At 30.6% G+C, this 21,478-nt stretch carries 18 protein-coding genes and 1 tRNA gene; 12 read left to right on the forward strand and 7 right to left on the reverse strand.

Annotated features, from left to right (window positions below):
• Window positions 1–216 precede the first annotated feature (216 nt).
• A tRNA-Phe gene (locus tag DIS18_RS13030) sits at window positions 217–289 on the reverse strand.
• A 180-nt stretch (window positions 290–469) separates the two neighbouring features.
• On the opposite strand from DIS18_RS13030, the gene DIS18_RS13035 reads away from it, so the two are divergent.
• The 7 genes from DIS18_RS13035 (at window position 470) to DIS18_RS13065 (ending at window position 8,273) form a co-directional block, all read left to right on the forward strand.
• A complete protein-coding gene (locus tag DIS18_RS13035) occupies window positions 470–1,201 on the forward strand; it encodes a type III pantothenate kinase (RefSeq protein WP_109353764.1) in 732 nt (243 codons plus the stop codon).
• Window positions 1,198–2,508 carry a BamG family beta-barrel-assembly machinery protein gene (gene bamG, locus DIS18_RS13040; protein WP_109353528.1) on the forward strand — a complete coding sequence of 437 codons (1,311 nt, stop codon included), beginning with the start codon at window positions 1,198–1,200 and terminating at the stop codon, window positions 2,506–2,508. Before DIS18_RS13035 ends, bamG begins: the two co-directional genes overlap by 4 nt.
• A gap of 18 nt (window positions 2,509–2,526) precedes the next feature.
• Complete coding sequence (locus DIS18_RS13045; RefSeq protein ID WP_109353529.1) at window positions 2,527–3,909, forward strand: tetratricopeptide repeat protein; 1,383 nt, start codon at window positions 2,527–2,529, stop codon at window positions 3,907–3,909.
• Between the two features lie 23 nt (window positions 3,910–3,932).
• The gene (gene lptC, locus DIS18_RS13050; RefSeq protein WP_245925704.1) at window positions 3,933–4,463 is read left to right on the forward strand and encodes an LPS export ABC transporter periplasmic protein LptC; all 531 of its coding nucleotides are present in this window, start codon (window positions 3,933–3,935) and stop codon (window positions 4,461–4,463) included.
• A gap of 62 nt (window positions 4,464–4,525) precedes the next feature.
• The gene (locus tag DIS18_RS13055) at window positions 4,526–4,720 is read left to right on the forward strand and encodes a hypothetical protein (protein WP_109353530.1); all 195 of its coding nucleotides are present in this window, start codon (window positions 4,526–4,528) and stop codon (window positions 4,718–4,720) included.
• Window positions 4,721–6,010: a hemolysin family protein gene (locus tag DIS18_RS13060; RefSeq protein ID WP_109353531.1), complete on the forward strand. Its 1,290-nt coding sequence runs from the start codon at window positions 4,721–4,723 to the stop codon at window positions 6,008–6,010.
• Between the two features lie 133 nt (window positions 6,011–6,143).
• The gene (locus DIS18_RS13065) at window positions 6,144–8,273 is read left to right on the forward strand and encodes a peptidylprolyl isomerase (RefSeq protein WP_109353532.1); all 2,130 of its coding nucleotides are present in this window, start codon (window positions 6,144–6,146) and stop codon (window positions 8,271–8,273) included.
• 57 nt (window positions 8,274–8,330) lie between these two features.
• Here the strand turns inward: DIS18_RS13065 and DIS18_RS13070 are convergent, their stop codons facing one another.
• On the reverse strand, window positions 8,331–9,245 hold the full coding sequence (locus DIS18_RS13070; RefSeq protein ID WP_109353533.1) for a GYDIA family GHMP kinase: 915 nt from the start codon (window positions 9,243–9,245) through the stop codon (window positions 8,331–8,333).
• Between the two features lies 1 nt (window position 9,246).
• Window positions 9,247–10,563 (reverse strand): hydroxymethylglutaryl-CoA reductase, degradative, encoded by a 1,317-nt coding sequence (locus DIS18_RS13075; RefSeq protein ID WP_109353534.1) that lies wholly within the window; start codon window positions 10,561–10,563, stop codon window positions 9,247–9,249.
• Between the two features lie 207 nt (window positions 10,564–10,770).
• Here DIS18_RS13075 and DIS18_RS13080 point away from each other — a divergent pair, with 207 nt between their 5' ends.
• The 5 genes from DIS18_RS13080 to DIS18_RS13100 all read left to right on the forward strand — a co-directional run bounded on the left by DIS18_RS13080 (window position 10,771) and on the right by DIS18_RS13100 (window position 17,349).
• The gene (locus DIS18_RS13080; protein WP_109353535.1) at window positions 10,771–13,005 is read left to right on the forward strand and encodes a S9 family peptidase; all 2,235 of its coding nucleotides are present in this window, start codon (window positions 10,771–10,773) and stop codon (window positions 13,003–13,005) included.
• A 23-nt stretch (window positions 13,006–13,028) separates the two neighbouring features.
• Window positions 13,029–14,609, forward strand: coding sequence for a peptide MFS transporter (locus tag DIS18_RS13085; RefSeq protein WP_109353536.1), 1,581 nt, complete (start codon window positions 13,029–13,031; stop codon window positions 14,607–14,609).
• A gap of 68 nt (window positions 14,610–14,677) precedes the next feature.
• The gene (locus DIS18_RS13090) at window positions 14,678–16,225 is read left to right on the forward strand and encodes a peptide MFS transporter (protein WP_109353537.1); all 1,548 of its coding nucleotides are present in this window, start codon (window positions 14,678–14,680) and stop codon (window positions 16,223–16,225) included.
• A gap of 88 nt (window positions 16,226–16,313) precedes the next feature.
• Window positions 16,314–16,862: a thioredoxin family protein gene (locus tag DIS18_RS13095; protein WP_109353538.1), complete on the forward strand. Its 549-nt coding sequence runs from the start codon at window positions 16,314–16,316 to the stop codon at window positions 16,860–16,862.
• A 16-nt stretch (window positions 16,863–16,878) separates the two neighbouring features.
• Window positions 16,879–17,349 carry a thioredoxin family protein gene (locus DIS18_RS13100; RefSeq protein ID WP_109353539.1) on the forward strand — a complete coding sequence of 157 codons (471 nt, stop codon included), beginning with the start codon at window positions 16,879–16,881 and terminating at the stop codon, window positions 17,347–17,349.
• 6 nt (window positions 17,350–17,355) lie between these two features.
• On the opposite strand, the gene DIS18_RS13105 is transcribed toward DIS18_RS13100, so the two are convergent.
• From DIS18_RS13105 to DIS18_RS13120, 4 genes are all read right to left on the reverse strand, one after another.
• Complete coding sequence (locus DIS18_RS13105; RefSeq protein ID WP_109353540.1) at window positions 17,356–19,395, reverse strand: ComEC/Rec2 family competence protein; 2,040 nt, start codon at window positions 19,393–19,395, stop codon at window positions 17,356–17,358.
• A 23-nt stretch (window positions 19,396–19,418) separates the two neighbouring features.
• Window positions 19,419–20,009, reverse strand: coding sequence for a C40 family peptidase (locus DIS18_RS13110; protein ID WP_245925705.1), 591 nt, complete (start codon window positions 20,007–20,009; stop codon window positions 19,419–19,421).
• Entirely contained in the window at window positions 19,990–21,102 is a 1,113-nt protein-coding gene (gene lpxB / locus DIS18_RS13115; protein WP_109353542.1) for a lipid-A-disaccharide synthase, read from the reverse strand. The genes DIS18_RS13110 and lpxB overlap by 20 nt, the downstream gene beginning before the upstream one ends.
• Before the next feature lie 90 nt (window positions 21,103–21,192).
• Complete coding sequence (locus DIS18_RS13120) at window positions 21,193–21,474, reverse strand: hypothetical protein (protein ID WP_109353543.1); 282 nt, start codon at window positions 21,472–21,474, stop codon at window positions 21,193–21,195.
• Window positions 21,475–21,478: the final 4 nt, after the last annotated feature.

The following is a 21,478-nucleotide window of genomic DNA, read 5'->3' on the forward strand; positions in this document are numbered from 1 at the left end:
ACAACACTTACATTAGAAAATGACTCTTGGGGATACTTGCGGGAGCAATAGCAGTCGTTCGACTGCACTCAGGATAAATTTATAGCTTTTGGAGAGGCGAGCATCGAACCTAAACTAGTAGCAGATAGCGCGGTTTTATTTTTCTTAAAAACTCGAACAATTAATTATTCATTAGAAACAAAAAATCCCGTAAACATAAGTTCCGGGATTTTTTTGTGGTGCCTCCAGGAATCGAACCAGGGACACAAGGATTTTCAGTCCTTTGCTCTACCAACTGAGCTAAGGCACCTCCTTAGCGGTTGCAAATATAGATTCATTTTTGTTATTCGCCAAAATTAAATCATAAAAAATCATCAAAAAAAAGACTTTTATTTTAACAATCTTTATAGCAGTGGTTTATTAACAAATAATGTTAAATTGGAATATATATTCTATATGGTTTTATAAATTTACATTCTTTGGAAACGTTATGAATTTAATTATAGATGTTGGAAATTCTTATGTAAAGCTTGCTGTTTATAAAAAAACTGAGCTTATAGATAAGGTTATTGTTTTACTTGCTGATGTTGTGGGAGTGGTAAGAACTTTAACAAAGAAATATAAAGGGGTAAATAGAGCAATTATTTCATCAGTTGGAAGGCTTGCAGAGAAGGATGTTGAGGCTATTTCGAAATGTATAGATTTAACTATATTAAATTCTGAAACGAATTTGCCTTTCAAAAATCTTTATAAAACTCCCAAGACTTTAGGGGTTGATAGAATTGCTTTGGTTTGTGGTTCTATTAGACAATTTTCTGATAAAAATGTACTTATTATTGATGCTGGAACTTGTGTGACTTATGATTTTATAAACTCGGATAATGAGTATTTAGGTGGTGCTATTTCTCCAGGTATTAGAATACGGTACAAAGCGTTAAATAATTTAACTGCTAATTTACCGTTATTAGAGTCTGAAATGCCAAATGGAATTATTGGGAGATCTACTGATGAATCTATTCATTCTGGCGTTATGTATGGTATTTTGAATGAAATTGATGGTGTAATAGAATTGTATAAACAGAAATATTCAGATTTAACAGTAATTTTAACAGGAGGTGATGCTAAATTCTTGTCAAAACAATTAAAAAGTAGCATATTTGCCAATCCTAATTTTCTATTAGAAGGATTAAACTTTATTTTACAATTTAACTCAAGCGAATGATAAAAAAACTTGTATTAGTTTTTATTGCAACGATTGCGATTCACGGTTACGGACAGCAAGGAACCACATCTCCTTATTCTTTTTATGGTATTGGAAGTCTTAAATTTAAAGGTACTGTAGAGAATAGAAGTATGGGTGGTTTGAGTATTTATAATGACAGTATTCATGTTAATTTGCGAAACCCTGCTTCGTATGCTGGAGATAACTTAGCTATTTGGGGTAATGAAAGTAGACCTGTAAAGTTTGCTGTTGGTGGTAGTTATTCTAGTACCAATTTAAAAAGTAGCAATAGTAGTGGGGAAAAAGCTTCATCATCTACATTTGATTATTTAGCTGTAAATATCCCTATGGGAAGATTTGGTTTTGGCTTTGGTTTATTACCCTACACATCGGTTGGCTATAAGCTTGAATCTATAAATAATGAAGGTAATATTGATAATCGATTTCAAGGAGAAGGAGGTCTTAATAAAGCTTTTTTTGGTTTTGGTTATAAACTGGCTAAAGGGTTAACCGCTGGAGTTGATTTTCAATATAATTTTGGAAATGTTCAAAATAGTATTGTTGATTTTCAATATTCTGATGGAATACCAACTCAATATCAATCTCGTGAAAATAACAGATCTGATTTAAGTGGTTTGAATTTAAATTTTGGGCTGTCTTATAAATCTATGATAAGTGAAAAACTAGAACTAACTTCTAGTTTCGCTTATAGCCCTGAAAGTAATTTGACATCAAAAAATGAACGATCTGTTTCTACGATAACCATTAATTCTGCTGGTCAAGAGTTTGAAAGGAATACTATTGCAACAGATTTAGAGCTTTTAGGTTTAAAAGAAACGGATTTAGTGCTACCCTCAAGATTATCATTTGGAGCTGGTATTGGAGAACCAAGGAAATGGTTTGTTGGGGCAGAGACTACTTTTTTAAAGACAAGTAAGTTTTCTAACGATTTGTTTAATAATGCCGATACAGTTTATGAAGATGCTTATTCTTTTTCGATGGGAGGTTTCTATATCCCTCAATATAATTCATTTTCAAGTTACTGGAAACGAGTTGTTTATCGTGCAGGTTTTAGAACTGAACAAACAGGTTTAAATATAAATAACGAGTCTATTAAAGAGTTTGGCATATCTTTTGGAGTAGGTATACCAGTTGGAGATGCAAGATTACTTTCGAATGCTAATTTAGGTTTTGAAATAGGACAAAGAGGAACTACAAATAGCAATTTAATACAGGAGAATTTTATTAATTTCCAATTAAGTTTATCTTTGAACGATAGATGGTTTCAGAAAAGGAAGTATGACTAACAGAACAAAATTAATATCATGAAAACAAAAATTACATTATTACTAGCTATTTTATTTATTGGGTTAAACTTAGGTTTTTCTCAACAAGATGAAGAGTGCATGACTAAGCTTTCTATATTCCACGAATATACTAAGGCAAAAAACTACGATGCAGCTTATGAGCCATGGATGGCAGTAAGAAACAAATGCCCAAAGTTTAACAATGCTATATATGTTGATGGAGAGAAAATTTTAAATCATAAAATTAAAAACTCAGCAGGAGCAGATAAGGTTGCTTTTATTAATGATTTGATTTTATTATGGGATCAAAGAGGAGAGCATTTTGCAAGCAAAACTAAGAAAGGGGAATATGCTGCCAAAGCATGCCAATTAATGTATGATAATAGAAAAGAGTTAGGTAAAACAGATCAAGAATTATATGATTGTTTTGATGCTGCTTATAAATTAGATAAAGATACCTTTACAAATCCTAAAAGTTTATATACATATTTTTCTTTAATGGTAGATTTGTATGATGCAGGAAAAAAACCAGCAGCAGACTTGTTTAACAAGTATGATGATGTTGTTGAGAAAGTAGAAGATGAAGTTAAAAGTTTTTCTGAGAAATTGAATAAACTTATTGAGAAGGAAGATGCTGGAACTGCTTTAACTAAGAAGGAAGGAAAGTATAAAACATATTACGAGAGTTACTTAAAAGCTTACGACCAAATTTCTGGAAGTATAGATGGTAAATTAGGTGATAGAGCAAATTGTGAAAACTTAATTCCTTTATATCAAAAAGATTTTGAAGAGAATAAAAGTAATGCTGTTTGGTTACAAAGGGCTGCTGGAAAAATGTCTCAGAAAGAATGTACTGATGATCCATTATTCTTTAAATTAGTAAATGCTTATCATAACATAAGTCCATCAGCAAATTCAGCATATTATTTAGGTCTTCTTAAAGATAAAGATGGAGATACTAACGGAGCTATTGCATTTTTTGAACAAGCAATTGGATTAGAGACTGATAACTTTAAAAAGTCAAAGTTATATTATAAAATAGCATCTAAGTTAAAAGCTAGAGGAAGCTACGGCAAAGCAAGAAACTATTACAGGCAAGCTTTAAAGCTTAATCCTTCTAATGGACGTCCTTATATAGCTATTGCATCAATGTATGCTAAAAGTGCAAATAGATGTGGTCAATCTAACTTTGATAAGAGAGCTGTATATTGGTTAGCAGCATCTGAAGCAAGAAAAGCTGCTAGAGTTGATCCAACATTAAAAAAGGCTGCTGCGCAATCAGTTGCAAATTATAATGCAAAAGCTCCTCAAAAATCTGAAATTTTTAGTTCAGGTAGAGCAGGACAGACTATTAAAATTGGTTGTTGGATTGGAGCATCAGTAACAGTGCCAAGTATTTAATGAGTAAAAAAGTTACATATAACATGTTAAACATAGTCACAATATTTATTGTGACTATGTTTTTTTCATGTAACGATAGTTTTAAACAAGTACAAAAAATTGGCATTTCTGAAAACGAACCTATCGGAGTTGAATTTAATAGTAATATTAAGTATACTGATTCAGGTCGCGTTAGTGCAAACCTAATTAGTGCTAAAATGTTAGATTATTCTAACCGAGATTTTCCTTTTTATCAATTTATAGATGGTGTTACACTATACGTGTATGATAAAGAAAATAAGAAAAGTACAGTAGTAGCAGATAACGCATTTGTTTATAACAATACAGACTTGATTGACATGCAAGATAATGTTGTTATTACTACGCATGATAATAGAGTTTTAAAAACAGATCAGTTGTTTTATGACCAAAGAAAAGAATGGTTTTCTACAAATAAAGCTGTAAGTTTTAAAACTGACCAAGATATTATAAATGGTAATGGTTTTGATTCAAATTCTAAATTTACAAATGCTGAAGTGCTTGAAGTAACAGGTATTATTACCCTAGAGGATTAATCTTCTATAAAATAAAATCACCTTTCCCAATTTTAGTATCTTTATCCTTTAAACATTTAATAATGAAATATTCTAAGATTTTTCAATACGCATACATAGTTTTTGCAGTATTATTTATATATGATGGTATAGCTAAATGGGGTAATGGTACAAATGGTGCCTACATTTCATTGGGGCTAGCTGCTTTAGCAATTTTCATGTATTTTTTTAGAAGGAAGTTTAGTAAAAAGTTTGAAAACAGAGATAATTCTAAATAAATGAGCATTTATGTTATCATAATAATTGTATCATTAATTCTATCAGCCTTCTTTTCTGGAATGGAGATTGCCTATGTGTCTTCAAATAAAATTCATATTGAAATTGAAAAAAAACAAGATGGCATTCTTGCAAAAGCTTTAACTAAATTAACTGCTAAACCTTCTAAGTTTATAACCACAATGCTTATTGGTAATAACATAGCATTGGTTATTTATGGGTTTTTTATGGGCGATTTATTAGTTAAATGGTTTCAATCTTTATTACCTACATCTTCCCCTTTTTTAGATTATTTGTTTACTGATTTAAGTTTGCTATCTCAAACTGTAGTTTCAACGTTCGTTATTTTAATTACTGCTGAGTTTTTGCCAAAAGTATTTTTTCAAATATATGCAAACACCTTAATCAAAGGATTAGCTATTCCAGCATATGTGTTTTACATGCTATTTACTTTTGTTTCAGATTTTGTAATCTGGATATCAGATTTTGTGTTGAAGGTGTTTTTTAAAACTGAAGGCGATCAAATTCAATTGGCATTTACTAAAGTAGAATTAGGTAATTATATTAGCGAACAAATGGAATCTGTTGAAGAACAAGATGAAGTTGATAGCGAAATACAAATTTTTCAAAATGCTTTAGAGTTTTCAGAAGTAAAGGCAAGGGAAGTTATGATTCCACGTACTGAAATTATTGCTGTTGATATAAATGATTCAATAAAATCATTAAATGCATTATTTACTGAAACTGGTAGGACTAAAATATTGGTTTATAAAGATACTATTGATGATATTTTAGGTTACGTTCATTCTTTTCAATTATTTAAAAAAACAAAAAGCATAAAAGCTATGATGGTGCCAGTTGAATTTGTTCCAGAAACTGTACTTATTAAAGATGTGCTAAGTGTACTTACTAAAAAACGAAGAAGTATTGCTGTGGTTTTAGATGAATATGGTGGAACTTCGGGTATGATGACTGTTGAGGATATTGTAGAGGAGCTTTTTGGAGAAATTGAGGATGAACACGATTCAGTTGATTTGGTAGAAGAGACTTTACAAAATGATATTTATAAATTTTCAGCGCGTTTAGAGGTTGATTATATTAACGAAACATATAAAATTAATCTTCCTAAGAGTGAAAACTATGAAACCCTTGGAGGACTTATTGTAAATCATACAGAAGAGATTCCTGCTCAAAATGATATAGTACAAATTGAAACCTTTCAATTTACCATATTAGAAGTTTCTAATACTAAAATTGATATGGTTGAACTTAAAGTGTTAGAAGAAGATTAAAATACAGACTTCTACTTTTATTATTGAATAGAAAATGGTATTTTCGCGCACGATATTTTTGTCAGTTCTAGTATAATTGACACCAACTTAATAAGTAAATCCCAACATCGGGAAATAAAAATTTAATTTACAAATGGCAGTTTTAAATAAGATAAGACAACGTTCACTATTCTTAATATTAATTATAGCATTGGCGTTATTTTCTTTTGTATTAGCAGATTTATTCAAAAATAGTGATGCATTAACATCTAAGTCACAAAATATTGTTGCTACAATAAATGGAAAAGATATTACTAGAGAAGATTTTTTACAAAAAGTAGAACAACTACAAAGACAAATGGGTCCTAATGCTACTAATACTCAGGTAATGAATAGAGTATGGGAACAAGAGGTAAGACAAGCTGTTATGCAAACTCAATTTGATGAGTTAGAAATTTCTGTTGAGAAAGATCAAATGAGGGATTTGCTTAAAACCTCTTTGGCTACTAATCCAAATTTCTTGAATGAAGCTGGATTGTTTGATGAAAATAAAATGAACGAATATATAGCTAACTTAAAAGAAACATCACCTGCTGGTTATGAGAGTTGGGTTAATTATGAAAAACAAGTAGCTTCAACGGCTTTAAACCAAAACTATTTTAATATGGTTAAAGCTGGTTTAACAGGAACGCTTGCTGAAGGGAAATTAGACCATGAGTTAGAAGGGAATAAAGTAGATATTAGGTATGTTCAAATACCTTTTTCTTCAATCCCTGATAGTATTGTTGAAGTTTCAAAATCAGATATATCTAGTTATATTAAAGAAAACGAGAATCAATATAAAGTTGATGCATCCAGAGATATTCGTTTTGTGGAGTTTAAAGAATTAGCATCAGTTGAAGACGAAAATGCTATTAAAGCTGATCTTCAAACTTACATTAACGGAAGATTAGTTGATGAAAGAGGAAGAAAAGATACTATTGTTGCTTTTTCTAAAGTAAAAAACAATGAAGAGTACATAAATTCAATTGCTGCTTCAGATATAAAATTTGATGAACGTTTTGTGTTTAAGTCAAGCTTACCAACAGAGTTTGCTGACGCTATTTATAATTTAAATGAAGGTGAAGTTTATGGACCATACAAACATGATGGGGCATTTAAAGTAACTAAAGTAGTAGCAGTGAAGCAAATACCAGATTCTGCTAAAGTAAGACACATTTTAATTCCTTTTAAAGGTGCTCAAAGTGCTGGTCCTGATGTAGCGCAAACCGAAACTGAAGCTAAACAAACAGCTGATAGTTTATTAAGTATACTTAAAAGAAATCGTTCAAAATTTCCTGATTTTGTTAAGGAGTTTTCTTCAGATCAAGGTAGTATAGCTAAAGAAGGACGTTATGATTGGCACCCATATAATACGATGGTACCTGAATTTAACGATTTTGAATTTGAAGGTAAAACGGGAGATTTAGGTGTTGTTAAAACAGTTTTTGGGTTTCATATTATAGAAGTTGAAGGGCAAAAAAATAAAACTAAAGCTGTTCAAGTAGGAACTATTTCAAGAAAAATTGAGCCATCTGAAAAAACTACTGATAAAGTTTTTAGAGATGCTTCAAACTTTGAAATTAATGCAGGAAAAGGAGATTTTGCGACACTTGCAACTGAAAATAAATATGCTTTAAGACCAGTTAATGGTATTAAGGCTTTAGATGAAAACATACCAGGTGTTGGAAATCAAAGACAAATTGTACGTTGGGCTTTTGAAGAAGATGCTGAAGTTGGAGATATTAAACGTTTTAATATACCTAACGGTTATGTTATTGCACAATTAGTTGCTAAACACGAGGAAGGTTTAATGTCTGTTGATGATGCTACTGCTAAAGTGTTACCAATTATTAGAAAAGAAAAGAAAGCAGCACTTATTAAAGATAGAGTTACTGCTACTACTTTAAAAGATTTAGCGGCTGCTGAAAATACTAATGTAAGAGCAACATCTGGAATTAATATGAAAAACCCAACCATTTCTGGTGCTGGAAGAGAACCTATGGTTGTTGGAGCTGCATTTGGACTTAATGAAGGAGAAACTTCAGGTTTGATAGAAGGCAACAAAGGCGTTTATATGGTTGAACTTACTAAGTTAACACCTGCAGTAGAGCTTGATAATTATCAAGGAGCTGCTAATAGAGTGGGACAACAAAAAACTGTTAATGTAGAGTCTAAATTATACAATGCTTTAAAAGAAGCTGCAGAAATTGAAGATAATAGAGCTTCTTCTCAAGTGCAGTAAATTAATATAAAAAGTACATAAAAAAGCCTCGAAATATTCGAGGCTTTTTTATGGCGTTTAAAGAAGCATCTTTGAATATGGTATTACGGTTTCATAACCTTTACCTTTAAAATATTCGCTTGGGTTATTTTTTGAAGCAACCATAACAAAATCTCCTCCCCAAGCACCTAGACTTTTAATAGCACCATCAAAATCTTTAAATAAGATGTTCTTAACTGGTGGTTGTTTTGTTACCTTAGAAATAATGGTTTCATGTTGAGTCATTAAATTTTGAAAATGATCTAGATTTTTTGAACCAACCATTTCCAAGGTAATAGTGTTAATTTTTGCTATAGTCAATTGCACATTCTCTTTATTTTCTCTGTAGTGTTTTATGCCTTCACGACTATTTTGCTTTTTATTTAAATGAACAAAATATAGATGTTCTTTGAATGAGGGATTAAATTCTGCTGTTTTAACTATAGGTTTTTTATTGTCAATTTGATATGTGATGGGAGTGTTGTTTTGTGCACAGGCAATATCATAACCACTTCCTCCAAAAGTTTTATCTAACAGTTTAAAAGCATTAATGTTTGCCCATTGTGCTATATTATTGATAAGTGTTGATGATGTACCTAATCCCCAATTTTTTGGAAATTCTAAATGAGTTTCAATTCTAAAACCAGAAGCATCATTTAAAAATTTAGGATTCAATGTTTTTACAGCATTAATAATCTGGATTAATCGTTTTGAAATATCATCTTGCTGGATGGTTTCAATTAATTCACCGTGATTTAATTCAAACTGTTTTTCAAACCAGACATTTTTAGTTTCATCAAAACTTTTCCAATATAATACATGTTCCTCAATAGGTTCAATAATTAAAGATTGTCCGAATTTTGTTGGAATAGTCAATGATAACGCGCCATCAAGCACAACATATTCTCCAGAGAGTAGCAGTTTTCCGTGGCTGTAAAAGGTTTTACTTTTCACTTTAGACTCTGAGTTTGTTTAATGCTTCTATTACGGCACCATGTGTAACCGTGTTATTTTTAAAGTGGTTGGTTAAAATATCCTTTTCAGAATCATTGGCTTCAAACTGATTTAGAATATTCATTAAGTGCATTTTCATATGTCCTTGCTGAATTCCTGTTGTTGTTAGTGAACGTAAAGCAGCAAAATTTTGAGCTAAACCAGCCACTGCTACTATTTGCATTAGCTCATTGGCTGAAGGTTTATGTAGTAGCTCCAACGATAATTTTACTAAAGGATGTAAGCCAGTAAGTCCACCAACCGTACCTAACGCTAAAGGAATTTCCATCCAGAAAGTAAATATTTCATTTTCAACTTTAGCATGAGATAAACTGCTGTATTTACCGTGTCTTGAGGCATAAGCATGTACACCAGCTTCAATAGCCCTAAAATCGTTTCCAGTTGCTAAAACAACAGCGTCTATACCATTCATAATACCTTTATTATGCGTTACTGCTCTGTATGGTTCTACTTCAGCAATATTAACAGCTTGTATAAATTTGTTAGCAAAAGCTTTACCTGAAATAGTATTGTTTTCACTTAAATCTTCAACAGGACAGCTTACTTCAGCACGAACTAAACATTCTGGTACATAATTAGAAAGAATACTCATTATAATATCAATCTGCTTTTCACTTTCAGAAAATAATTCAAAAGATAACGCTTCATTTTTAAACGTATTAGCAAATTGTTCTAGACAAGAATTTATAAAGTTAGCACCCATAGCATCTAATGTCTCAAAAGATGCATGTAGTTGATAATAATTATTTATGTCTGAAGTTTTATCTCTTAATTCAATATCAAGAATTCCACCACCACGTTTTTTCATATTTTTTGTGATAGCTTCGGTATCTTCAATAAGTTTGAATTTTACCTTTTTGAAAAAAGAGTTTAATTTTTCAAAATCACCTTTGTAAATAAAATGTACTTGTCCAATTTTTATAGTAGAGATTACCTTTGTTTTAAACCCTCCTCTTTCTAGCCAAAATTTAGCAGCTTTACTAGCTGCAGCAACCACTGAACTTTCCTCAATAGCCATAGGAATGGTATATAATCTATCGTTTATCAAAAAGTTTGGAGCTACACCAAGCGGTAAATAATAATTGGTTATAGTATTTTCGATAAACTCGTCATGAAGTTGTTGAAGTTTATCATCCGTATTCCAATATTGCTTTAAAATGCGTTTTGCAGTTTCAGCTTCAGAAAAATACGTATCAACAATCCAATCAATTTTTTTTGATTTAGATAGTTTAGAAAAACCAGTAATAGATTTACTCATACTTTACAAATTTGCATTGCAAAGATAAGACTCTTGGTATGAATATTGAATAACTACTTGAAAACCTGGGTTATTTAAGTGTTAATAAATACGGTTTTTTGCATAATTTTTAGTAAACTTGACATCATTTTATGAAATAAATAGCCTTTTAAGCTAAATTCTCATAATTGACTAATATTTTACTTCTAAAACAGATTAAATAAATCTATGAAACACATTATTTTACCCTTTTGCATTTGTCTTTTTATAACAACAATTTTATCAGCTCAAACTAAAGACATAACACTTGAAGATATTTGGAAAGATGGTTCGTTTAGAACTGAAAGGATGGATGCGTTACATTCCATGGCCAACGGACAGCAATACTCCGTTTTAAACTTTGATAGAGAATCAAGGAGTACTTCTATAGATATTTACGATTATAAAACTTTAAAAAAGGAAGCGACTATAGTTAATTCTGCTAATCTTGAGGAAATCCCTTATTTTACGGATTATACCTTTAGTAAAGATGAACAACTAGTAATATTGGCAACAAATGAAAAAGCTATATATAGACGTTCTGCTTTAGGGAATTATTATGTTTACAATGTAAAAGAAGGATCTTTGGATTTAATTTCTGAAGATAAAATTCAAGAACCTACATTTTCGCCTGATGGTAAGAAAGTTGCTTTTGCAAAAGAAAACAATCTTTATGTAAAAGATTTAAGTTCAGGTAAAATTACTCAAATCACTTCTGATGGGGAAAAGAATAAGGTAATTAATGGTATTACAGATTGGGTTTACGAAGAAGAGTTTGGTTTTGTTCGTGCATTTGATTGGAATGCTGATAGTAATAAAATTGCATTCATTCGTTTTGATGAAACTAATGTGCCTGAGTTCTCTATGGATGTTTATGGCTCTGAGCTTTATCAAACGCAACAAGTTTTTAAATATCCTAAAGCTGGTGAAGCAAATTCTTTAGTGTCTTTACATCTTTATGATTTAAGTTCAGATAAAACCAAAACGGTTAAAGTAGATAAAGCTTATGAAGACTTTTATATACCTAGAATTAAATGGACTAATAATCCAGATATTTTGAGCGCGCAATATATGAACAGACATCAAAATGAATTAGATTTATGGATGATAAATGCTAAAGCTAATACTTCAAATTTAGTGTTAGAAGAAAAAGATAAAGCATATGTTGATGTAACTGATAATCTGACTTTTTTAGATGACAATAGCTTTATTTGGACTAGTGAGAAAGACGGTTATAATCACATCTATCATTATGATAAAAATGGAAATTTGATAAATCAAATAACTAAAGGTAACTGGGAAGTAACTAATTATTATGGTTATGATGATAAAAGTAATACCATTTTTTATCAGTCAGTTGAAAATGGTTCTATAAATAGAGATGTTTATTCTGTTAAATTAAACGGAAGAAATAAAAGTCGTCTTACTAAAAGTGAAGGTACTAATAATGCTTCCTTTAGTGCAGACTTCTCATTTTTTATAAACACATTTTCTAGCGCTACAACACCGCCAGAATACACTTTAAATAGCTCTACTTCTGGAAATTTAATAAAGAGTATAAAAGATAATGATAAACTAGCTCAAAAATTATCTGAATATAAAACATCAAAAAAAGAATTCAGTACCATTACTATAAATGGGAATGATTTAAACATGTGGATGATAAAACCGGCTAATTTTGATGAATCTAAAGTATACCCTCTATTAATGTATCAATATTCTGGACCAGGATCTCAGCAAGTTGCTAACAGATGGAATGGCGCAAACGATTATTGGTATCAGCATTTAGCTCAAGAGGGTTATATTGTTGCCTGTATTGATGGTAGAGGAACAGGTTTAAAAGGTGCTGATTTTAAAAAAGTAACTCAAAATGAATTAGGAAAATACGAGGTTGAAGATCAAATTGCCGCTGCTGAACAATTAGGTGAATTACCGTATATTGATGCCAGCAGAATTGGTATTTGGGGATGGAGTTACGGAGGCTTTATGAGTAGTAATTGCTTATTTAAAGGAAATGATGTGTTTAAAATGGCAATAGCCGTTGCACCTGTGAGTAGCTGGCGTTTTTATGATACCATTTATACTGAGCGATACATGACAACACCACAAGAGAATGCAAGCGGATATGATGAAAATTCTCCGATAAACCATGTAGATAAATTAAAAGGCGATTTCCTTTTAGTACATGGTTCAGGAGACGATAACGTACATTTACAGAATACGATGCGTTTAGCAGAAGCTTTAATTCAAGCGGATAAACAATTTGATTGGGCGGTTTATCCAGATAAAAACCATGGTATTTATGGAGGTAATACAAGACTTCATTTATATAAAAAAATGACCAATTTTATTCATGAAACACTTGGGGATAAAATTCTAAAAGAAGAAGAAACTAAAGTGAATCAAGTTAAAATTAAAGGATAAGAATACTAACCAAAACTAAATATATGGCTACTTCGGCATTAAAACCACATCAAAAAGAACTTTTCGGGCAACCAATAGGATTGTATATATTATTCCTTACAGAAATGTGGGAACGTTTTTCATACTATGGTATGCGTGCGTTATTAGTGTTATATATGACTACTCAAACAATTGGCGACGACCGAGGAGCTGGTTTAGGTTGGACAAACCAAGAAGCATTAGCACTTTATGGTTGGTATACTATGTTGGTTTATGTCATGTCAATTCCTGGAGGTATGATTGCTGATAAATTGATTGGACAAAAGAAAGCAGTACTTATAGGAGCTATAGTGCTTTGTTTAGGTCATGGTGTTTTAGTGCTTACAGATATTTGGGCTTTTTACACTGGTCTTGGATTAGTGATTTTAGGTGTAGGATTATTAAAACCTAATATTTCAACTATGGTTGGAGGTTTGTATAAACAAGGCGATATTAGAAGAGATAAAGGGTTTAGTATCTTTTACATAGGGATAAATTTAGGGTCATTATTAGCAACCTTAACAGTAGGTTTAGTTGTTGCAGAATGGGGATGGCACGCTGGATTTGGTTTAGCTGGAGTAGTAATGGTTTTAGGACTAATAAATTATTTAGCTGGTCAAAAATACTTAAAAGGAGTTGGTGATTTTATCCCGAGTAAGAATGATGAAAACGAAGTGTCATATGGAAAATTATATTCAAAATTATTTAGTTCTCCTAAGCAATTGATATTTGCAGGAATTTTGCTAGTAGCTTCATTTATCGGTTGGTATTATATGGATTGGAGTTATGGATTATTGTTTGTTTTTTTAACTGCAATCGCAGCATTGTTAATGATGATTTATAAAGAGCTAGATACTCAGGTTTACAAAGACCGTTTTTTAGTTCTGTTATTATCATTTATTATGGTTATCATCTTTTGGGGTGCTTTTGAACAAGCTGGAGGTTTAATGAATTTATACACAGAAACCAATACAAATAGAATGCTATTTGGTTGGGAGGTTCCAACGGTAATGTTTCAAAGTTTAAATGCAGGTTTTATAATTATTTTTGCAACTATTATTGCTGGAATTTGGGCTAAACGAAAACTTAAAGGAAAAGAAGCGTCTTCTCTTTTTAAAATGGCAATAGGAATAATTATAATGGGGTTTGGTTTTCTGTTTATGGTATTTGCCGTAAAAGATTTTGAATCAAGTGGTCCTGTAATTGAAGGTATTTCAGGTTCAGGTTCTGCAATGTATTGGTTAGTACTAGCATATTTATTTCATACTATAGGTGAGCTTTGTATTTCTCCTGTAGCCTTATCTTTCATAACTAAATTGGCTCCAGTTAAATATGCATCTCTAATGATGGGAGTTTATTTTGCAGCTACAGGCTTAGGAAATAAAGTAGCTGGTATTGTTGGTGAATCCGCTTCAGAATTTGGAGAACTTACCATATTTTCTGGTATTGTAATATTCACTGTTATTATAGGAATATTATTTATTGCCATTTTGAAGCCTTTAAAACGTTTGACACATGGTGCAGAGGAAAGTGAAAGGGTATTAAAAAATGAAGAAGCCGAAGGATTCGAATTAGCAGATAATTAATTAGAATAAAAATAATTAAAGCCTTACATTTTTAATGTAAGGCTTTTTCAATTTCAAATAAATAAATTATGAGTACATCTAGTTCCAATGAGTTTAGTTTATTAGGTCATAAACCTGCTTTGTTTGTATTATTCTTTACAGAGATGTGGGAGCGTTTTTCTTATTATGGAATGCGTGCTATTTTTGTTTTATTCCTTGTAAAAAGTTGGGATTGGAGTAATGAAAGAGCTGTTGGATTATTAGCAATTTATACAAGTACAGTTTATTTAACTCCTTTACTTGGAGGTATTATAGCTGATAAATTATTAGGATATCAAAAAGCAGTTGCTTTAGGGGCATTAGCAATGACGTTAGGTCACGCAGCAATGTCTTTAGAGACGGAAGCTACATTGTATATTGGAATAGGGTTATTAATAATTGGTAATGGTTTGTTTAAGCCTAATGTTACATCTATAGTTAGTGGTTTGTATGATAAATATCCTGATAGGAAAGATGGGGCTTATACTATTTTTTATATGGGTGTAAATGCAGGAGGCTTTCTTGGTGTTTTACTTTGTGGTTTTTTAGCAAGTAATCTGAGTTATTCTTGGGGATTTGGGTTAGCAGGAATTTTTATGTTTTTAGGAACTTTACAGTTTTGGTTTGGTAAAGAGATTTTTGAAAATGTTGGAAAACAACCTTCTGAAAAAGTAGATTTATCTGATGCTATTGAAAAAATTGGACCAAATATAAATGATGAAAAAACAGAAGAAAAAGTTCCTTCAAATGTTCAAAGAGATAGATATATTGTTGTTGGTCTTTTAGCGTTTTTTACAGTTTTCTTTTGGGCTGCATTTGAGCAGGCTAGTGGTTCAATGACTATTTTTGCAAGTGACTATACACAGCGAACTTTAGAAGGGAATGCAGCTACTATTTTTAAAATTGTAGATGTTTTAGTATCTACTGTTCCGTTGATAATCATTTCTTGGGTTTTATTTAAATTGTTTGGACAAACCTTTAAAAGAATTTCTCTTTCTAATATCATTCTAGGTATTAGTTTTTTAAGTATTTGGGCTATTGTGATTTGGAAATTAAGTATTATAATACTAAAAGAAAATGCAGAAATAGAAGCTTCTTGGTTTTTAATTTTAAATTCACTTTTTATAATTTTTTTAGCGCCATTATTCTCTAAATGGTGGGAAAGTAAATATAACCCTTCTGCTGCTGTAAAATTTGGAATTGGAATGATTCTTCTTGGAATAGGATTTGCTGCTTTAGCTTATGGTTCAAGCTCAATTCCCCAAGGTGCAAAAACAGCTTCAGTAAGTTTAATATGGTTAATTATTGCATATTTATTTCATACTATGGGAGAATTGTGTGTTTCACCAGTAGGACTTTCATATGTTTCTAAACTAGTGCCAGCAAAGAAAATTGGGATGATGTTTGGTGTTTGGTATTTGGTAAACTTTATTGGTAATCTTACTGCAGGTACTATTGGAAAATATATCGACACTATTGTTGAACAATATTCAATGTCACATTTTTTTTTAATATTTACGGTCATTCCTGGTGCTGTTGGTTTAATCTTTTTAGTATTAAACCCATTAATAAAAAAGCTTATGCATGGTGTACGTTAATCGAATAAAAAGTTAAAAAATATTGAAAAAGCACCTGTTTAGGTGCTTTTTTTGTAAGTTCGGCATACGATTTGCAACTTAGTTGATTATGAGAAAGACTATACTTTTAATATTTACATTAGTTTTTGTGAGTTTTAATGCTTCTGCACAAAAGATTAATTGGGTTACTTTTGATGAAGCTATTGCTTTGCAAAAGAAGAACCCTAAAAAGATTATGGTAGATGTTTATACCAATTGGTGTGGACCATGTAAAATGCTAGATAAAAACACGTTTCAAAATAAAGATGTTGCCAATTATGTAAATGCTAATTATTATGCTGTAAAGTTTAATGGAGAAGGAGATGAAGTAGTTAATTATAATGGTAAAAAATTTTCCAACCCAAATTACAATCCTGCTTTAGCTAATAGAAGAAATTCGGCTCATGAATTATCACGTTATTTTCAAGTTAGATCTTATCCAACAATAATGTTTTTAGACGAAAAAGGGAATTTGATTTTTCCGTTAGTGGGTTATAAAAATGTTTCTCAAATGGAGTTGTATTTAAAAATGTTTAATGCAGATGAGCATAAAACATTAGATACCCAAGAAAAATTTAACGAATATTACAATGCTTTTAAATCTGAATTTAAAGGTTAGTTTATAAAAATCACACATGAAAAAAATCATATTTGCACTTATAATAACAACATTAATTTCGGCTAACTCATTTGCGCAAGAGAAAATGATTTGGCATACAGATATTAATGAAGCACTTGAAATAGCAGTAAAAGAGAACAAGAAAGTGATGCTCTTTTTTACAGGTTCAGACTGGTGTGGTTGGTGTATCAAATTACAAAATGAAGTTTTTAAAACTTCAGATTTTGAAAAGTGGTCTAATGATTTAGTTTTGGTTGAACTAGATTTTCCTAGAAGAACTCCTCAAGATGAAACTATTAAAGCTCAAAATAGACAAATTCAAGCCATGTTTAAAGTTAGAGGTTATCCTTCAGTATATTTTGTAAATCCTGAAAAAATGCCAGACGGAAAAATGAATTTAAATAGTTTAGGGAAAACTGGTTATGTTAGAGGAGGAGCAAGTAAATGGCTAGAAGTAGCAGATAATATTGTCAAAAAAACAATATAAAAAAGATTAATAGTTTATAATAAAAGCGCCCTTTTTACTGGTTTGATGAAAAGGGATTTTTCTTTTTAAACATATAGTTTCCCACCTATTTATATGTGATTTGTAATTACTTCCATCAGCAATAATTTGTTTTGGTTTTAGCGAATCAATCAATCTGTTTAAGTTGATTTTAGGTGATTGTCTAAGCAGTATCATATCTGGTTTAAAAGAATTTATATTATAAATCCCAAGACTATCAATAACTAATATGCTTTTGTTGTTTAGTTTGTAGATTGAAGATAATGGTTGCTCTTCAATAGCTTTAATATCATTTCCAACTTTATAATCAGTAATTATTTTGTTTTTTGTTTTGGTAATACTGTCAAAATCATTGGAGACTATAATTTTGTTATTTGTCGTATTTCCTATTAAGCTATATCTGCTTTTATGGAATACTATAAACTCATTTTTTGGTTGACTATATTTAGTGTATAAAACTGCACCTTGTAAAACAAGTACCGAAATTAAAAACAGTCTTAAGTTTGAATAATTTCTTTTAAATAGAAGTCGAAAAAAAGATATAATTAGAAAATAAGAAACGATTACATATAGAATGCTAAAAGCGAGGTCTTTAAATAAAAAAGCTTCTTGTTTTGAAACCCAACCCACAAAACTATTCATTCCGCTAATTACATAACCGAAACTATTTGCTAAAAATTGAGGGAGTATATTTAAAACAGCTAAAAGAATTACAAAAATACCTAAGCCTAGAATTAACCCAAGAAATGGAATGATAACTAAATTTGATATAAAAAATAAACCAGGAAACTGATGGAAGTAATATAAACTTACAGGAATAATACCAAACTGTGCTGAAACGGTAATAGTAAATGTGTGCCAATAAAATTTAATGATTTTGTTTTTTGGTTTCCATAGATTGAATAAATAAGGGTCTATAATAACAATAGCAAAAACCGCTAAATAACTTAACTGAAAGCCTACATCAAATAAAAACAAAGGCTTAAAAAGAAGAATAACAAACATACTTATGGCTAACGTATTGAATATGTTTGTTGGTCTTTTTAGATTTAAGGCAATAGCTACAATACTGAACATAGTTACAGCTCTAGTTACAGAGGCAGATAATCCAGCTATTAAAGCAAAACTCCATAAGATGCTTACTAGTAGTATAGTTTTTATTAGTTTACCATGTTTAAACCGTTCTAAAGGTTTAAACATGAAACTTAATATGAGTAAAATAATACCAACATGTAACCCAGATACAGCAAGAATATGTATGGCTCCTGCATTAGTGTAACTGGTATAAACTTCTTCGCTGATATCTTGACGTTGCCCTAATAAAAGTGCGTTAATTATAGCAATTTCGTCAGATTTAAAATGATATGGTTTTAGTTTTTTGTTGATATGTTGCCTAATATTATCGACAATTCCAAAAAGAGTTTTTGCTTTATATTTAGTAGTTAATAAGGCTTCGTTAGATGTGAAAAGTTGGTGGTAAATATATTTTTTCTCTAAGTAGTTTTTATAATCAAATTGATGCGGGTTTAATGGATGTATTAGATTTTTAAAATCTGTTCTACTTATATAAATACCATCTACTTTTAAAGCAGGTTGTAAGGTGTCTTTTTGAATATTTAAAAGTGTTTTTCCTGTTACTTCTTTATCATTAATTTTTAAAAGATCAATAACATATTTATCATAATAATTACCTGGTTTTAGTACTTCTCTAATTCTGAATGCAATAGTTTTTAAGCTGTCTTTTTCAATAGAAATAATTTGAGTATAATGGTTTGAGAAGTTTTTTTGATTATGAAAACTAGTTGTTAGTATACCAATTGAAATCATTACTAAAAAAGTAGAAGCTCCAAACCAAATAGATTTTATAAATTGATTTTTAGCAATTAAATAAAAAACTAAAAGAGCTAATAAAAAGATACTGGTTAGTATGGTTGAGGTTTCTAGCGAACACTTGGATAAATACCCAATAATAATACCTAGAACAAGGCAAATGGTTAATTTAATTATAGTGAAATTGAGTAAGCGCATACTTCTGAAAGATATAAAATATCTTATAAAATACGCCTTGCTTCATGGAATGCTTTTAGCCAATAGGTTTCGTTAAGTCCAGATACGATTACACCTTTGCTTGAAGTGGCATGAATAAACTTAATGTCATTATTCCGAATATCAACAATTAAGCCTACATGATTTATGGAGTTTCGTCTGTTTCCAGTTTTAAAAAACAACAAATCACCTTTGTGTACATTTTTGAGTTTAATTCTATTTCCTTTTTTTGCCATATCTCTAGAAACCCTTGGTAATACAATACCATAAGATTTAAATGATTCGTAAATTAAACCAGAGCAATCCATTCCAGATATTGTTGTTCCTCCCCATTTGTAACGAACACCTTCAAATTGCTTTGCGTAATTAATGATAAAATCTGCTTTAGATTTTTTTGAATTCCCTTCTTCGTAAGGAGCTTTAATAATAGTTTTGTTTCTGGTTTCAGTAACTGTTTCTTTACTTTTTTTTGTTACAATTTTTGTAGAAGAGACTCTCTTTTTTTTAGCGTTTTTAGAAGATTTACAATTGCTAAAGCTAACAAGTAATAAAAGAATTATTAGAAATCGATTCATTTTAAGATATAATAGACTCATAAATCAATTTAGCAGTTTTTTCACTTGCACCTTTCCCTCCTAAAGTTTTTTCTAATTCATAATAGTCTAGAAACAATTGTTTTCGAGTTTCAGGATTTAGTATGTTATCTAACTCTTGTTTTAAACGTTTTTTATTGAAGTTGTTTTGAATAAGCTCAGTAACTACCTCCTTATCCATAATAAGATTAACTAACGAAATATATTTTAAAGTTATTATACGTTTTGCAATTTGATAAGAAATAGTGCTGCCTTTGTAACAAACTACTTGAGGCACTTTAAATAAAGCGGTTTCTAAAGTTGCAGTTCCAGATGTTACCAATGCTGCCGAGGATATACTCAGCAAGTCGTAAGTTTTATTTGAAATAAATTTTATATCAAAAGACTTGATAAAAGTTTCATAAAAATTATAATCTTGACTTGGTGCACCAGCAATAACAAATTGATAGTCTGGATAATTTTCAACCAAACTTAGCATTACAGATAGTATTTTTGTTATTTCTTGTTTCCTACTTCCTGGAAGTAAAGCTATAATTGGTTTGTTTCCTAACTTATGTTCTTCTCTAAATTTAGATTCGTCAACTTGTTCTCTATTTGCTATGGCATCAATTAAAGGGTGTCCAACAAAAGTAACCTCGTATCCATGCTTTTTGTAAAAAGGTTTTACAAATGGTAGAATAACATACATAGCATCAATATCTCGTTTTATAGCTTTAATTCTACTTGCTCTAGACGCCCATACTTGAGGTGAGATATAATAATTTGTTTTAAACCCTTCATGTTTTGCCCACTTTGCAATGCGGAGATTGAAACCAGAATTATCAATAAAAACAATAACATCAGGATTAAAATTTGAAATATCATTTTTACAGAAAGAAATATCTTTAAAAATTTTATTGAGGTTCATAATAACTTCAATAAAACCCATAAAAGCACGTTCTTTGTAATGCTTTACAAGTGCGCCTCCAGCTGCATGCATTAAATCTCCACCCCAAAATCTAATTTTGGCATTAGCATCAATTTTTTGTAATGCCATCATTAGGTTAGAGCCATGTAGATCGCCCGATGCTTCTCCTGCTACAATGTAGTACTTCATTTTCTTGTTGTCAGGTTTAGCGCAGTAAAACCTTTCTATTCATTTTACTTAAAGTAAAAACCTCTCTACTACGCACGAGAGGGTGAAAAATTAAAAGAGTTTAAAAATAAAAGTAAAAACAGCTATAAAAACAGTAATTAATAACACGCCTCTTGCACGATAATCTTGTTTTTTCCTGATAAAAATAAAAAAGGCTATAAGGTTTAAAATAGCACCTAGGCTAATAAGCTTTCCAAGAAAACCTTCTTTGGCAGCTGCATCTATAACTACAGTGAAATCATCACCTTTGCCTAATAAATTTGCTGCTAAAAATAAACCAATAGCGTTGGCTACTAAACCAACAAACATGCCTATAAAAATATCTTTTTTCATGTAC

Source organism: Algibacter marinivivus, from assembly GCF_003143755.1.
GTDB lineage: Bacteria > Bacteroidota > Bacteroidia > Flavobacteriales > Flavobacteriaceae > Algibacter_B > Algibacter_B marinivivus.